This is a genomic window from Streptomyces sp. NPDC006430 (assembly GCF_040612395.1).
Taxonomy (GTDB): Bacteria; Actinomycetota; Actinomycetes; order Streptomycetales; family Streptomycetaceae; genus Streptomyces.
In genome coordinates this window covers 140705-155249 of the sequence record NZ_JBEXQA010000010.1, presented here as the reverse complement: position 1 = coordinate 155249, position 14545 = coordinate 140705, and the positions used below count along the sequence as shown (strand labels likewise).

General features: G+C 72.3%; 11 protein-coding genes and 2 tRNA genes. 2 read left to right on the top strand and 11 right to left on the bottom strand.

Going from position 1 to position 14545, the window contains the following annotated elements; translation table 11 throughout:
* Positions 1 to 102 precede the first annotated feature (102 nt).
* From ABZZ20_RS17505 to ABZZ20_RS17490, 4 genes are all read right to left on the bottom strand, one after another.
* Positions 103 to 363, bottom strand: a complete 261-nt coding sequence (locus tag ABZZ20_RS17505; RefSeq protein WP_356870306.1) for a DUF397 domain-containing protein — start codon at positions 361 to 363, stop codon at positions 103 to 105.
* Positions 323 to 1186 carry a helix-turn-helix transcriptional regulator gene (locus ABZZ20_RS17500; protein ID WP_356870482.1) on the bottom strand — a complete coding sequence of 288 codons (864 nt, stop codon included), beginning with the start codon at positions 1184 to 1186 and terminating at the stop codon, positions 323 to 325. Before ABZZ20_RS17500 ends, ABZZ20_RS17505 begins: the two co-directional genes overlap by 41 nt.
* A 151-nt stretch (positions 1187 to 1337) precedes the next feature.
* Entirely contained in the window at positions 1338 to 3038 is a 1701-nt protein-coding gene (locus tag ABZZ20_RS17495) for a glycosyl hydrolase family 18 protein (RefSeq protein WP_356870304.1), read from the bottom strand.
* 253 nt (positions 3039 to 3291) lie between these two features.
* The gene (locus ABZZ20_RS17490; protein WP_356870302.1) at positions 3292 to 4434 is read right to left on the bottom strand and encodes an LLM class flavin-dependent oxidoreductase; all 1143 of its coding nucleotides are present in this window, start codon (positions 4432 to 4434) and stop codon (positions 3292 to 3294) included.
* Between the two features lie 228 nt (positions 4435 to 4662).
* Between ABZZ20_RS17490 and ABZZ20_RS17485 the strand changes: the two genes are divergently transcribed.
* Positions 4663 to 5421: an IclR family transcriptional regulator C-terminal domain-containing protein gene (locus ABZZ20_RS17485; protein ID WP_356870300.1), complete on the top strand. Its 759-nt coding sequence runs from the start codon at positions 4663 to 4665 to the stop codon at positions 5419 to 5421.
* A gap of 87 nt (positions 5422 to 5508) precedes the next feature.
* Here the strand turns inward: ABZZ20_RS17485 and ABZZ20_RS17480 are convergent.
* The 5 genes from ABZZ20_RS17480 to ABZZ20_RS17460 form a co-directional block, all read right to left on the bottom strand.
* A tRNA-Lys gene (locus tag ABZZ20_RS17480) sits at positions 5509 to 5582 on the bottom strand.
* A 63-nt stretch (positions 5583 to 5645) separates the two neighbouring features.
* Positions 5646 to 7400 carry an AMP-binding protein gene (locus ABZZ20_RS17475; RefSeq protein ID WP_356870298.1) on the bottom strand — a complete coding sequence of 585 codons (1755 nt, stop codon included), beginning with the start codon at positions 7398 to 7400 and terminating at the stop codon, positions 5646 to 5648.
* 132 nt (positions 7401 to 7532) lie between these two features.
* Positions 7533 to 8126, bottom strand: a complete 594-nt coding sequence (locus ABZZ20_RS17470; RefSeq protein WP_356870480.1) for a lytic polysaccharide monooxygenase — start codon at positions 8124 to 8126, stop codon at positions 7533 to 7535.
* A 227-nt stretch (positions 8127 to 8353) separates the two neighbouring features.
* Positions 8354 to 10135, bottom strand: a complete 1782-nt coding sequence (locus ABZZ20_RS17465) for an SPFH domain-containing protein (RefSeq protein WP_356870296.1) — start codon at positions 10133 to 10135, stop codon at positions 8354 to 8356.
* 1079 nt (positions 10136 to 11214) lie between these two features.
* Positions 11215 to 12663 carry a peptidoglycan-binding protein gene (locus tag ABZZ20_RS17460; protein WP_356870294.1) on the bottom strand — a complete coding sequence of 483 codons (1449 nt, stop codon included), beginning with the start codon at positions 12661 to 12663 and terminating at the stop codon, positions 11215 to 11217.
* Between the two features lie 229 nt (positions 12664 to 12892).
* Here ABZZ20_RS17460 and ABZZ20_RS17455 point away from each other — a divergent pair.
* Positions 12893 to 12966 (top strand) — tRNA-Lys (locus ABZZ20_RS17455).
* Positions 12967 to 13040: 74 nt separating this feature from the next.
* Here ABZZ20_RS17455 and ABZZ20_RS17450 read toward each other — a convergent pair.
* Complete coding sequence (locus ABZZ20_RS17450; RefSeq protein WP_356870292.1) at positions 13041 to 13748, bottom strand: class F sortase; 708 nt, start codon at positions 13746 to 13748, stop codon at positions 13041 to 13043.
* A gap of 7 nt (positions 13749 to 13755) precedes the next feature.
* Complete coding sequence (locus ABZZ20_RS17445; RefSeq protein WP_356870290.1) at positions 13756 to 14478, bottom strand: hypothetical protein; 723 nt, start codon at positions 14476 to 14478, stop codon at positions 13756 to 13758.
* Positions 14479 to 14545: the final 67 nt, after the last annotated feature.

Here is a 14545-nt window from a genome sequence, read left to right as displayed (position 1 = left end):
GGCGCGGGCACTGCTGACCGGCGAGCCGCCCGCCGACGACTACCTGTCGAGCGCCTCCGAGAGCCGCGGGCCCGCCGAGGGGGCTGCCGCTCGGCCGTACGGTCAGATGCTGCGGACGAAGGCGCTGAAGGCCTCCGGGCCGACGGTGAACAGGGGTCCGTCGGGCCGCTTGGAGTCCCGCACGGCGACCCGGCAGGGCTGCGCGGCCACCTCGACGCACTCGCCGCCCGTGTTGCCGCTGTACGAGGCCTTGCGCCAGGCGGCCGTGCCGAGGGGGGCGCACTCGACACACTCGCCGCCGTTGGAGCCGCTGTAGGACGACTTACGCCACAGCGCGCCCGTCAGGTTCTGGATGCTTCCCATAGCGTTCCTCCATTACGCGAGCGATCAGCTCTGCCGACGCCCGGGGGGAGAGGGCCTCGGCTTGCAGTCGAGCGTAGCCGACCGAACGTTCTTTGATCACTTGCGGATTGGCGGTCATGTGGCCGGAGTCATAGCTCTCGCTATAGTGGATGTCCGGGTCATCGTCGAAGCGCAGCACGGTGAACGAGCCCATCATTCCGGCGTGCTGGCCGGCCTTGAATGGCAGCACCTGGATCTCCAGCCACTGCTGGCCTTGGAGACTCAACAGGTGGGCCAGTTGGTTGCGCATGACCTCGCGACCTCCGATCTCCCGGTGAAGGGCAGCCTCGTCCAGTACCACCCACAGAACCGGCGGATTCTCGCGGGCGAGTATGCGCTGTCGATCCATGCGGGCTGCCACGGCAGCGTCGAGGGTGTCGGGGTTCTCGACGCCTAGTACCGCACGCGCATAGGCCTCCGTCTGGAGGAGCCCGTACACCAACTGGCACTGGAACGTGGAGATGTACGCCGCTCGGGCCTCCATCTCCGCGTATGCCTGGAACCACGTCGGCAAGACGCTCCGCAGGACCAGCCCCACCAGCCGGGAGAAGTGCCCGTCCGTGCCGAGCGCCGCGTCCACGCGTTCCGAGAAGTCCCGGGTCGGCACCCGCTTCGTGTTCTCCACCTGTCCGATCAGGGAGCCCGTGCAGTAGATGATGTCGCCCAACTGCGTCTGCTTCAGGCCGGCTTCCTCTCTCAGTCGACGCAGTTCGTAGCCGTAGTAGTCCAGCGGTGAAGCGCTGGGGTCGAGGTCGCGGGCCTGGACCAAGAAGGTCACCCCCATGGAAACGCGGGTCGGATTCAGCCTGTGGCCGAGCGTAGCGGTATCGCCACGCACCGAGTTCGGGAATCTCGCAACCATGTGACACACCTCCGCCCCGCACCCGGGATGCGGGTGCGGGGCGGGGTGTCGCTCGGCGCGGGGTGGGGGGAGATCAGCAGGCGCCGAGGTCCTTCCAGACACCCCATTCACCGGTCGTTCCGGGCTCCTCGTTCTGCGTCCACCACTGGGCCTTCCACTTGTGGCCCTTGTGCGAGACCTCGTTGCCACCGGTGTAGACGGTCCCCGCGACGTACGCCGGCGCCGTGCAGCCCGAGGTGGGCGTGGCCGTGGTGGTCGGAGTCGCCGTCGGCGTGGCCGTCGGGGTCGAGGTGGGCGTGGCGGTCGGAGTGACCGGGGGCTGCGTGGTTCCGCCCAGGGCGTCCGAGATCTGGTTCAGCAGCGTGGTGTTGTCGTCCAGGCCGAGCAGGGAGTACATCATCGCGCCGGCCAGGCCGCGCTGCTTGCCGTAGTCGACACGGGCCTGGACGGACCGCTGGTTCAGGCCGGTGAAGAACTCCCCGTCCTTGTAGAAGTACGAGGCCTTGGCCTGGTCGTCCCAGAAGGTGGTCGCCGGGTTGTCGACGATCCCGCCGAGTTCCTTGTAGTTGGCGATGCCGGCCTGCTGGCTGGTGGGCCGAGCCGCGGAGGGGCCGGTCGCGGTCTGGGCGAGGCCGTTGGTGGTGCCCGCCGGAACGCCCTTCCAGCCGCGGTAGTAGAACTCGTAGCCCAGCGTCAGCTTGCCCGCGGGGAAGCCGCCCGCGATGCCGTAGGCCGCGTTCCCGTCGAGCCAGGAGTCGATGGCGTTCTTGATGCTGTACTTCTCGGTGCCCGGCGCGATCGGGTCGGTCGGGTCGGCCGCCGAGGGCTGGAGCGGGGACTGGTGGTAGGTCGGGCCGTCGCCGTCCCAGGCGCCGTGCATGTCGTACGTCATGATGTTCGCGTAGTCGAGGTACGAACCGATCTTGTCCGTCTCGATGTACTTGATCTTGTCCTGGCCGGCCGGGAGGGCGGCGGTCAGCAGGTACTTCTTGCCGCCGTTGGCCGTGCCGTACGCGTCGAGCTGCTCACGGAACTCCTTGAGCAGGAGCGTGAAGTTCTGCTTGTCCTCGGGGCCGTAGTGGTTGCCGAGGTGGCCGCCACTGGAGCCGGGGTACTCCCAGTCGATGTCGATGCCGTCGAAGATCCCGGCCGCGGCGCCGGGGCCGCCGTAACCGCCGTCGACGGGCAGGTTGCCCTTGATGTACTGGTCGATGCAGGAGGAGACGAACTTCTTCCGGCTCGCGTCGGTGAGCGCCGCGTCGTGGAAGTACTTCGAGTACGTCCAGCCGCCGATCGAGATGTTGATCTTGAGGTTGGGGTACTTCGCCTTCAGCTGCTTGAACTGGTTGAAGACTCCGACGATCGGCTGGTCCCACTTGTCCGCGACGCCACTGACGCTGTCCGCCGCACTGAAGGACTTCTGGTAGTCGGCGTATGAGTCGCCCGCCCCGTCACCGGCGCTGGGGTTGTTGTCGTCACCCGCCGCCTTGTTCGCCTCGAAGCAGGTGAGGTTCGTGGGGTGGATGTTGCCGAACGAGTAGTTGATGACGTCCAGCTTGCCCGCTATGCCGCGGGTGTCGAGGTGCTTGGGGTAGAAGGCGTTCCCGTACACGCTCCACTGGTCGTAGTACGCGATCTTCACGTTGCCGCCGCCGGTCGCCTCGGCGGTGGCGCCGGCGGCCTGTGCGGTGCCGAGCCCGGCGAAGCCGGCCAGCGCCCCGGCGGCCAGCGCGGCCGTGGCGGCGGCCGCGATGAGGGGTTTACGGATGTGCATGAACTGCCTCCGGGGGGTGGGAGGGGGAAGCAAGAGGTCGGGTGGGAGAAGTGATAGCGATCACCCGAGGTCCGAGTCAATGGTTTGGACCAAAGAAGGACTAGACCACTCGCCGGGTAAATCCCCTCGTCAGAGGCCTGAGCTCATACCAGGAACCGCTCGCCACCCCGGGTGACGAGCGGTTTAAGGGTGCCTTAGGACACCCCGCTGCAAGGTTTCGGCAAGAAACCAGCCGAACTCCGTTCGCATGCGATCAATCGGCTCGCGGCGCCTGCGCCGGCATCCCGTACACATCTGCGACGAGCTCGTAGGAGCGCAACCGGGCCGCGCCGCTGTGCGCGTTGGCGGTCAGCATCAATTCGTCGGCGCCCGTGCGCCGGGCGAGGTCGTCGAGCCCGGCGCGCACCTCGTCGCAGGTGCCGTGGACGACGTTCGTGAGCCAGCCGTCCACGAACTCCCGCTCCAGCGGGGAGAAGTCGTACTCCGCCGCCTCCTGCGGGGTCGGGACCAGTCCGGGCCGGCCGCTGCGCAGCCGCAGCATCGACAGCGCCCCCGTGAGCACCTGGGCGCGGGCCTGCTCGGCGGTGTCGGCGGCGAGCGCCGAGACCCCGATCACCGCGTACGGGGCGTCCAGGACGGCGGAGGGACGGAAGGTCTGCCGGTAGAGCTCCAGCGCGGGCAGCGTGCCGGCCGCCGAGAAGTGATGGGCGTACGCGAACGGCAGGCCGAGCTCGGCGGCGAGGCGGGCGCTGAACCCGGAGGACCCGAGCAGCCACAGCGGTGGCCGTCCGGTCGGGCCCTGCACCGGGCCGGGCACCGCGTGGACGCGGGCGTACGGGTGGCCGTCGGGGAAGTCGTCGTCGAGGAAGCGGGTGAGCTCCACGAGCTGCCGGGGGAACTCCTCCGCGGCCTCGTCGAGGCGCCCGGGACCGCGCAGGGCCGCGGCCGTGCGGCCGTCGGTGCCCGGCGCGCGGCCGAGGCCGAGGTCGATCCGGCCCGGGGCGAGCGCCTCCAGGGTGCCGAACTGCTCGGCAACGGCGAGCGGGGCGTGGTTGGGCAGCATGACCCCGCCCGATCCGAGCCGGATGCGGGAGGTGTGGGCGGCGAGGTGGGCCAGGATCACGGCCGGGGAGGAGCTGGCCACCCCGGGCATGGAGTGGTGCTCGGCGACCCAGTGACGGTGGTAGCCGCGGGACTCGGCGAGCCGGGCGATGTCCACGCTGGTGCGCAGGGAGTCGCGCGCGGTGCTGCCGCTGCCGACCGTGACCAGGTCCAGCACCGACAGGGGAACCGGCGCCAAGCCGCGGACCTCACCGCGGATCGGGTCTTCGCCGCGGATCGGATCTTCGCGATCGTCCGCGCCCGCGCCCCGGCCCGCTTCCCCCGTGTCACTCATCGTCGCTCCCGTCTCGTTCGCCGTCCGTACGAAGAACTCGAACCATCGGTGGGCGGCGGGCATTCCCGGTGCCCGGGCGCGAGGGACATGACCCTGGCATATGCCAGCGGAGTAGCAGGAGGCAGAGGGACGTGATTGCGCCACCAATCTCATCAACAGGCGCTCCACGTAGGCCTCTTGATGGCTATCGTGGTAGGGCAAGCGGTAACAACCTGCTGGGGGGAAACCGTGGCGCTGAAGCCCGAGCCGACCGCGCCGTTCCATTCGGTGCAGTACGCCCTGCGCGTACTCGAAGCGATCGCCCGCCACAAAGGCGGCGTGACCGACGCACAAATCGCACGCGAGACCGGCCTGCCCGCGGTCCATCTCGCCCCGATGCTCCTCATGCTGCGCCGCGAGGGGTACGTCCTGGAAGTGTCGGGCGGCGCCTACGCGATAGGGGACTCCCTCGTCCTGCTCGGCTCCGGCGTGAACCGGCAGCAGGCGCTCCAAGACAAGCTGCAGGAAACCCTGGACCGGCTCCGGGACTCGGTGGGCGCGGCGGTCTACATCAGCCGGTACGTGGACGGCGAGGTGAAGATCACACAGTTCGCGGACAGTCCGCGCACTCCGAAGGTGCACGAGTGGGTCGACTTCCGCTCCGCGGCGCACGCCAGCGCGGTCGGCAAGTGCCTGCTGACCCAGCTCGACCAGAACGCTCGGCGCGATCACCTCTCGCGGCACAAGATCGCCCGGCTCACGTCGAAGACGATCGTGAACGAGCGGATCCTCTTCTCCAAGCTGGACAGCCAGCCGGCCACCGTTCCGGTGCTGGACCTCCAGGAATACGCGGTGGGCACGGTGTGCGCTGCGGTACCGATCACGGCCGGGGCAGCGGTGGGCTGCCTGGCCCTGTCGATGCCCGTCGAACACGCGCACCGACTGCGGGCCGCCGCGGACGTGCTGAACCGCAAGGCCGCACCCCTGCTGCTGTCGCTCACCCTGTGACGTCGCGCTCCGGAAACTCGGTACGGAACAAGGCACGGAAACACTTCGGGCGGCTCCCGGTGAACCGGAAACCGCCCGAAGTACAGGTGCGCCGCCAGGGACTCGAACCCCGGACCCGCTGATTAAGAGTCAGCTGCTCTAACCAACTGAGCTAGCGGCGCCTGACAGAGAAAATACTACCTGGTCCTCCGGGGTGCTCAAAACCAATACCCGTGGTGCGGGGATCAGCGCTCCAGGAGCTCGGTGCGCGCGTGGGCGGCGTACGCCGCGAGCAGAGCGGAGAGGTCCTCCGGCCCCAGGAGGCGGTAGCCGGCGGTGCCCGGCGGGGACCACCAGACCGGGTCCGGCTCCGGGGCGGTGCCGGGGTGTGCCCCGGCACCGCCCCGGGAGGCGCCTCCAGCGGCGGACCCGGGCAGCGACTGGGGGAGGAAACCGGCCCGGCGCAGGGCGAACCGGTGGACCTTGTTCGTCGCCGTGGTCGGCATGGACCGCACGATCCGGACGTAGCGCGGGGACATCTTCGTGCCCAGGTCCGGCTGGGCGGCCAGGAACGCGGAGAAGGCCTCCGGTGAGAACCGTTCCCCCTCCTTGAGGGCGATCGCCGCCATCACCTGGTCGCCCGCCGCCTCGTCCGGCACCGCGTACACGGCGACCGCGGCGGCGGGGGTCCAGCGGGCCAGGACGTTCTCGATCACCGCCGCGGCGAGGTTCTCGCTGTCGACCCGCAGCCGGTCGTCCGTCCGGCCCGCGAAGTAGAGGAAGCCCTCCGCGTCACGGAAGAAGAGGTCACCCGTCCAGTACCAGCCGTCCCGGGTCCGCGCGGCCTCCGCCTCGGGATTTCGCCAGTAGCCCTCGAACAGGCTCCGACCGCGGTTGACCAGCTCACCGATCGCCGCGGAACCGCCCAGCAGACGACCCTGCGCGTCCAGGGCGGCCGGCGGGCACTCCGCGCCCGTCTCCGGATCGATGACCGCCAGGTCATCCCCGGGGGCCGCCCGGCCCAGCGCGCCCGGCGGGGTGTCCGCGGTTCTCTGGACGGAGGCGCCGCCCTCGGTGGCCCCATATCCCTCCACCAGTCGGACTCCGAAACGCTCGGTGAAGCGAGCCGCGTCCACCGCCCCCGCTTCGGTGCCGAAGCCGAGCCGCAGGGTGTGGGCGCGGTCGTCGGGGCGGGGCTCGGTGGCCAGCAGGTACTGGACGGCCCGGCCGACGTAGGTGAAGTACGTCGCACCGTACGCGCGGACGTCGTCCAGGAACGCGGAGGCGGAGAACCGGGGACGCAGGGCCACAGCCGCTCCGCCGACGAGGGCGGGCAGCCAGTCGGCGATGACCGCGTTGCCGTGGAAGAGCGGCATGCAGACGTAGTGGACGTCGTCCGGGGCGACCGAGAACTGCCTGGCCAGCGAGTCCCCGGCGGCGGCCAGCCGGCCCTGGGTGCAGATGGCGGCCTTGGGGGCGCCGGTGGAACCCGAGGTGAAATAGAGGAGGAGACGGGAGCCGGGCCCGGGATTGCCCAGCGTCGCCTCGCCCGGCTTCACCGCCGCGTAGGGGGCGAGCAGGGCCGCGTACTCCTCGGTGTCGGTCACCAGGATGCGCACGCCGGGTAGGTCGAGCCCGCGCAACAGTGGCAGGTGGGCGCGCTCGGTGACCAGGATCCGGCAGTCGGTGTGCAGGATGTCGCGCGCCAGCTCGGGGCCGCGCCGGGTGGGGTTGATCCCGGCGACGGCGGCCCCGGCCAGGGCCGCCGCGCCGAGCCAGAACGGGAACTCGGGGGTGTTGTCGAGCAGCACCCCGACGTGCGGTTCGGCGTCCGACGGCAGGAGGTCGACGAGCAGCGCGGCGCGCGAGGCGGCCTCCTGGGCGGTCCGGTGGTGACTGAGGACGGTGGTGTGCGCGCTGCCGCCGTACTTCAGCCCCGGCCGGGGGTCGCCCCATTGGCGGGCGATGAGCTCCGCAACGGTTTCGGGTGTCGTCCGCATGCCGCCGGAGGATAGCTGACGCTCCATCAGAAATGAACGCCGGGGCTGAACGCCGGGACCCGGATGCCGGGGCTGGACGCCGGGACCTGGACATCAAACCCGGACGTCAGACCCGGGCACCGGGCCCGGACGCTAGAACTGGACGTCTGAGCAGGCGTAGAAGGCGTTTCCGGTGTCGTTGATCGTCCAGACGGCCAGGATCATGTGCCGGCCGGACTTGCCGCTCGGCATGGCGCCCTGGTGAACGGTGGTCATGGCGGGCCGGGCGCCGTTGTAGGCGACGGTGAGGAAGGGCTGGGATTCGAGGGCGGCACGGGTGAGCGGCTTGGTGGGGTCCCAGCCGTCCCTGGTGACGTAGTACTTGAAGTCGGTGGTGGAGTGGTTGGCGGTGAACTGCCACCGGAAGCCGTAGCTCTGTCCGCTGGTCACCTTGGTGGCGGGCCAGGTGCCGCCGCGCGGGTCGTCGAGCTGCGCGAACTCGCTGTGCCCACCGGAACATATCCGGCCGTCGGCCGGACCGGCTGCCGGGAACCCCTTGAGGCCCTCGACGCTCTGCGGCTCCCACTGGATCGGACCGCAGTCGGAGACGGTCTTGTTGGCGCAGAGCTTCTGGCGACTGATGGGGGTGTCCGTGTATCCGTGGCTGCTCGCGGTGGGGGCGGTGACGAGCGCCAGGCCGGCGACGACACCGAGCCCGAGCGCGGCGGCGCCGACGCGTCGCGCCAGGCGGACGGGAAGGTGGACGGGGAGGCGGACGGGCATGCGGATGGGACGCATGATGCTCCTTGAACGTGGGGGGAGTTCGGCGAGAGCGTGCGCACGCGTGGGGATTCAGGTCTAGACCAAGTACCAGGTTATTGACGGGAGTTGGCCATGTCCAGACCAATGAGAGAACGGGTGGTCCGATCGAATCCGGCCACCCGTTCTCCGCTGCTCCCGATCCCCGCGGTCCCCTACTCCGAGCGTCCCGTGTAGAAGGCGACGGTGAGGTCCTTCACGAGCGCCTTGCGCTCGTAGTCGTCGAGCTCGACGAGCCCGCGCGAGGTCAGCCGGTGGACCGTGTCGTCCACCGCGTCCACGATCGAACCGAGCACCGCGTCCCGGTGCTTGGCGTCGATGGCCGCGACCCGGCGCCGCCGCATCGCCTCGGCGACCTCGGGGGCGTACTCGATCCTCGTCGGCTGCGCCGAGTACACCTCGATCCCGACCGCCTCCGTCTCGGTCGCCAGCATCAGGGTCAGCGCGTCACCGACCGCCTCGACGTCGCGCAGGGTCGGGGCGTCCTCGTGGAAGGCATCGGCGGGCAGCTGGGACAGGACCCGGGCCATCGCCGATTCGACCTGCTCGGCGAGGTACTCGGTGTGGTCCTCGACGGCCAGGGTGGCCCGGGCGGTGTCCTTCACCTGCCACACCACCTGGACGACGACCTGCAGGGCCAGCCCGCCGGAGTCCACGGCCGGCATGGGCTCGCTGCGCCAGTGCCGCAGGCGTACGTCGACACGACTGCGCAGCAGGAGGGGGCTGACCCAGGTGAGTCCGGTACGGCGGACCGTGCCGCGGTAGCGACCGAAGAGGGTGAGCACCCAGGCATGGCCGGCCGCGCCCCGGCCCAGTCCGCCGAGCGCCAGGAGTGCGACGATGCCCAGGAAGGCGAGCGGGGGCCAGTGGGTCGCGCGGAGCCCGTGATAGGCGCGGGGCGTCGCGCCGAAGGCTGCCACGAAGGCGGCGGGGACGGCACCGGCCCGCCAGAGCACCGCCAGGCAGCCGGCGAGGGCGAGCCCGCCCACACCCACGCCGACCCAGCCGGGCAGGACGGGGCCGCGGTGCTCGCGGAGCCGGTCGTCACCGCGCGGGACCCGACGACCGGGCGCGGAACGCGGGGCCGGGGGCCGCGGAACGGCGGAGGACTTGGCCGGCGTATGGGGCGGGGGTGGCGTGGCTCCGCTGCGCTCCCCGAGGAACGGCAGGTGCACCGGAACCTCGGTGACGGCGGCGCCGCGGGCGGGCGCGATGCGGGGCACGTCCTGCGCGCTGTCCTGCGCCCCGTCCGTTCCGTTGCCCATCCCGCGGGCCACGGCCTGCGCGACGATGTCGGCGACCTGGGGCCCGGGCACCCCGGCGGTCCGGGTCCCCTCGGGCTGTGGGACGTCCGGGCCGCTGCCCGCCGCGGCTTCGCCGGACGCGGGGCCGGACGCTGCCGGCTCGGTCGTAGCCGGCTCGGAGCCGGGGTCGGGGTCGGGGTCGGGGTCGGAGCCGGGGTCGGCAACAGCCGGCGGCCAGAGTTGACCGTGGGATGCTGCGGGCCCGCCCGCACCGTCGAAGCCACGCAGGCGCAGGGTGGCCGCGCCCGTGTGCGCCGCTTCGCCCTGCGCCGGGTGCGGGATGTCGGGGCCCTGCGGCGCCGGGGCCGGTAGGCCGACCACCGCATCGGGCTCCTGGCCGTACGAGACGGCCCCGGCCAGCGCGTGCACCGGCTCGGCCACGGCCTGGATCCGGGCCGCCGGAACCCCGCTCCGCCCGGCGTCCGCCGCCGGGCGGCCGTGCGGTAGGGCGACCTCGTACGGCACGGCCAGAAGCCTGGTCGGGACACCCGCGACCCAGCCCCGCCCGACGGACCGCCCCGGCAGGGCCTCGGTCGGACGCTCGCACTCCGCCGCGTCCAGGGCTACGCGAGGCCGCGGCTCGGCGGGCGGGACCACCCCCGCGCTCAACGCCTGCTGCGAACCGGAGCGCATCTCCCCCGTACCCCGCGGAGCCGCAGCCCGCGGAGCCGGGGCCTGCGGAGGCCCAGCTTCGGCGCGCCGGGCCCAGCCCCGCGAAGGCGCGGCTGGCGGCACCTCGACACGTGGAGCCGGGGCCTGCTGGCCTGAGGCCTCCGGCGCATCGGCGTGCGGCGGTCGGCCCCCCGAGGCGGAAGCCACCACACCCGAGGCCGAGCCCTGCACAGGCCCAGCCTTGGCACGCCGGGCCCAGCCCTGCGAAGGCGCAGCCGGCGGCGCATCGGCCTGCGCAGCATCGGCCTGCGAGGCGGAAGCCACCGCTCCCGAGGCCGAGCCCTGCGGAGGCGCGGCTGGCGGCGCCTCGACACGTGGAGCCGGGGCCTGCTGGCCTGAGGCCTCCGGCGCATCGGCGTGCGGCGGTCGGCCCCCCGAGGCGGAAGCCACCACACCCGAGGCCGAACCCTGCACAGACCCAGCCTTGGCACGCCGGGCCCAGCCCTGCGAAGGCGCAGCCGGCGGCGCATCGGCATTCGCAGCATCGGCCTGCGCAGCATCGGCCTGCGAGGCGGAAGCCACCGCTCCCGAGGCCCAGCCCTGCGGAGGCGCGGTCTGCGGCGCCTCGACACGTGGAGCCGGGGCCTGCCGGGCCCCTGCGTGCGCAGCGTCGGCCTGCGCAACCTCCGCGTGCGCCGGCAGGGACGAGGCGGGAGCCACGGCATCCGAGGCCGGGGCCTGCGAAGGCGCAGCCTCGGTAGGCCGGGCCCAGCTCTGCGGAGGCCCAGCCTCGGCACGTGGAGCCGGGGCCTGCGGAGGCGCAGCCTGCGCAGGCGGAGCCTCGGCACGCGGGGCCGGGGCCTGCGGGTCCTGGGCATATGGAGGCTCGGCCTGCGGGGTCACGGCGCCCAAGGGCAAGGCCCGCGAGGGCTCGGGGTGGGGAGTCACGGCGCCCAGGGGCAAATCCCGCGGGGGCTCGGGGTGGGGGGCCGCCGGCTGCGGGGCGTCGGCGTGCGGTCGCGGGGGGAGGGGGGCCGCGGGGGGCACTCGGAAGGTGCCCGTGGTCGAGGTGGTGCGCGTGGGGAACATCATTGCCTCCGTCATGCGAACAGCCGGCGCCAGGTTTCCGGGCCCGGGTAGCCGTTGGCCAAGGCGCCGCGCCAGCCCTGGGCGCGCTGGAAGGCCTCGACGTTGCGGCGGTCGGCCTCGCTCCAGCGGGGACCCGGGTCGGACGTGTAGTTCTTGCCGAAGCCCTTCTTCACCAGCTGGCGGCCAAGGGCGGTGATGGACGGGTGGGTGGCCCCGGGGCGAAACGCGGCGGCGCCCGGATAGGCGGGAACCCCGGCGGCACCGTGCGCGGGAACCCCGGCGCGGCCGGGCGCGGAAACCCCTCCGGCACCGTGCGCGGGAACCCCGGCGCGGCCGGGCGCGGGAACCCCTCCGGCACCGTGCGCGGGAACCCCGGCGGGGCCGGGCGCGGCGTCCACGGTCGGTCGGATGTCATTGCCCTGTTGTTCGACCAGCAGTTGCCAGGTGTAAGCGCCCGGAAATCCGTCGGCGTCCGCACCCGTCCAGCCCTGGGCGCTCTGGAAGGCCTGGGTGGCCAGCCGGTCCGCGTCGGTCCACAGCGTGCTCGCCCCCTTGGGGTAGAAGCGCCGGCCGCCCCGGTCGATCAGCATCTCGCCCAGTTGGGCGACGTACTCGTTGTTCGCGCCCGGGCCGAACTTCGCGACGCCGGGGTAGGCGGTCGGGAGCGCCGGCTTCGGGTCGGTCCCCGGGCCCTCGGAGACGATGCCGCCCGTCACCCCGTTGAACCGGTACGGGACGTACTTCGTCGCGTTGGTCCAGTAGCCGTAGGGGGTGGCCAGCTTCCGTGTGGTCGGGCGCGTCTGCTCGTAGGCGATGTAGTGCGTGCGCGTCTCGTCGACCCACCCGCCGAAGAGGGTGACGTGCGAGCCGTTGTTGGGGTTGTCCGGGTTGTGGAAGAGCAGCATGTCCCCCGGCAGCAACTCCTCCTTGGTGATCTTGGTGGCGAATTTGTCGAGGCTGCCGGTCCACTCGTTCGTACCAAGGTTCCACGCCATCGAGACGAAGCCGGAGCAGTCCTGGCGGTACCCGTCGGACCAGTACTCGGACATGCTGTACGGGACCTTCGCGTCCAGCCACAGCTTCGCCCGGTTGACGATCGTCGCCCGGTTGATCCGCTTGAGCGCCGACGGCGCCCCGGGTGCACCCGCCGGCTTGGCCGGCGCCGGCCGCCCGTGCAGCGGAGAGCGGGTGCCCTGCGGGGAGCCCGGGTCGTCCAGGGAGACCGGCCCCGGCCCGGTGCCCGGGGGGGCTGCCGCGAGTGCGACCGAGCCGCCTCCGCCGAGGACGACACCCGCCGCGGTGGCCAGCACCAAAGCCCGGCGGGCCCCGCGGGCGGCGGGGTGGCCACCGTCCCGGAGCGGTATGGCCCGCGCGCGGGCGAGGGCGCGACGGCGCTGCACGCAACCGAGGCAGCCGCAGTCGCCTGCGGGCTCGTACTCCTGGAAAACGGGCGTCGGCATCGGTACAGGCATCTGCACGTGCGTCGGAGGCTGCATCGTCATGCGGTTGCGTCCACTTCCCTGCTCGTCCACTGGTCGGGCGGGCCGCGCATCTGGCGGGGTATCAGATTCGGCTCGGCCCAGACATATCGTGCACGATAAACCTCTTAAACATGGGTTAATCGGACAAGGTGGGCGCGGCTTGTCACGAGCACCTCTGGAGGTGGGGTAGAGTTTTCCCTGTCAGCAAGCGCCGCTAGCTCAGTTGGTTAGAGCAGCTGACTCTTAATCAGCGGGTCCGGGGTTCGAGTCCCTGGCGGCGCACAGACAAGGGGAAGCCCCTCGTAGCGAAAGCTGCGAGGGGCTTCTTCGTCGTACCGCCCGGCCCGAGTGCCGCCTCACGCTGCCGCGCCGGCGCCGGGGCCCGTGTCCGGGGCCTCGTCCGCGGCCTTGCCCGTGCCCGTCAGGTAGGCCGACACGACCACGTTCGCCGTGTACTCCTTGGCCGCCTTGTCGTACGTGCCCCCGCAGGTCACCAGGCGCAGCTCGGCCCGGCCCTTGATCCGCGGACCGTACGCGCGGTGCGGGTCGAAGCCCGCGCGCTCGTACACCCGGACGTCCTCGATCGTGAACTCGGCGACCGACCCGTCCATCCGCACCACCCGCACCTTGGCGCCCGGATGCGTCGAACTCAGGCCGTAGAACACCGCCGGCTTCGACGCCGTGTCCACATGCCCGACCAGCAGCGCGGTTCCCGCTTCGCCGGGCTTGGCGCCGGCGCCCCACCACCCCACGGTGCCGGGGCGGTCGTACGGTGGTGGCTCGATCGCGCCGTCGGCGTCCAGGCCCCGGGAGACCACCGGGGCCTGGACGCCCATGGACGGCACATCGAGCCGCACGGGCACGGACGCACTGAGCGGGGCGTGGGCGGCCGGCAGCCCCGGAACGGGGATCGCCGGCCCGCCGGCGGTTCCGCCCGGCGCGCCCGGCGGAACCCCGGTGATCTCGCGGCCCCACAACCACAGGCCGAGCACCAGCACCGACCACGCGGCAAGGGTCAGCAGCCGTCCTCCGCCGGAGGACCTCGGCTCCCCCGAGCCCGTCACCCGCGCCTCACTCGCCGCTGCGGCGCCGGCGCAGGGCCAGTGCCCGTCCCGCGACGACCAGAGTGGCCGCGGCGGCCAGTACGGCGCCGATCACGGTGTGCGGCAGACCCGGGCCGTCGGGCCCGTGGCTCTTCTTGGCCGCCGCAGCCTGGTCGCGGGCTTGGTCCTGGCCCTGGCCCTGGCCCTGGCCCTGGCCCTGGCCCTGGCCCTGGTTCTGGCCCTGGCCCTGGCCCGCTGCCTGAGCCACCCGGGCCGTCTGGGCGAGCTCGGCGGCCATGCCGCCGCCGCCCGCGTGCACCGGCCAGACCGGCGACTGGTGCGGGTTCGGACGGTCGCGGTCGCGGTCCTGGTCGTCGCGGTGGCGGACGACCTCGATGGAGCCCCGTACGCGGTCGTCGTGGCCGTCACACCGCACCCGGATGTCGTGCCGGCCCGGCTGGGCGTGCGAGCTGATCATCGCGTCGCCCCACAGCGACCGCTCGCTGTCGCGGCCCGAGGACAGGTGGACCTCCGCCACGAAGACCGAAGACTTGGCGGACCCCGACGTACCGTCACAGCCGCGGACGCGCAGCTTGACCTGCGCCCCCGGCTCGGCCCGGTGCGGATCGACCGACACGCTGCCGCGGTTGTCCTCACCCGCGGCGAGGGCGGTGGGTGCGGACACCGCGGTGAGCGCCGCCAGAGCGACGGCCACCCCGCTGACGCGGAGAGCGATCAGAGCACTGCGCATGGTGAACCTCCTCAGCAAGGAGCCTCACGTGCGGCGTGCCGCTCCGCATCCGGAGCGGCACGTGCTT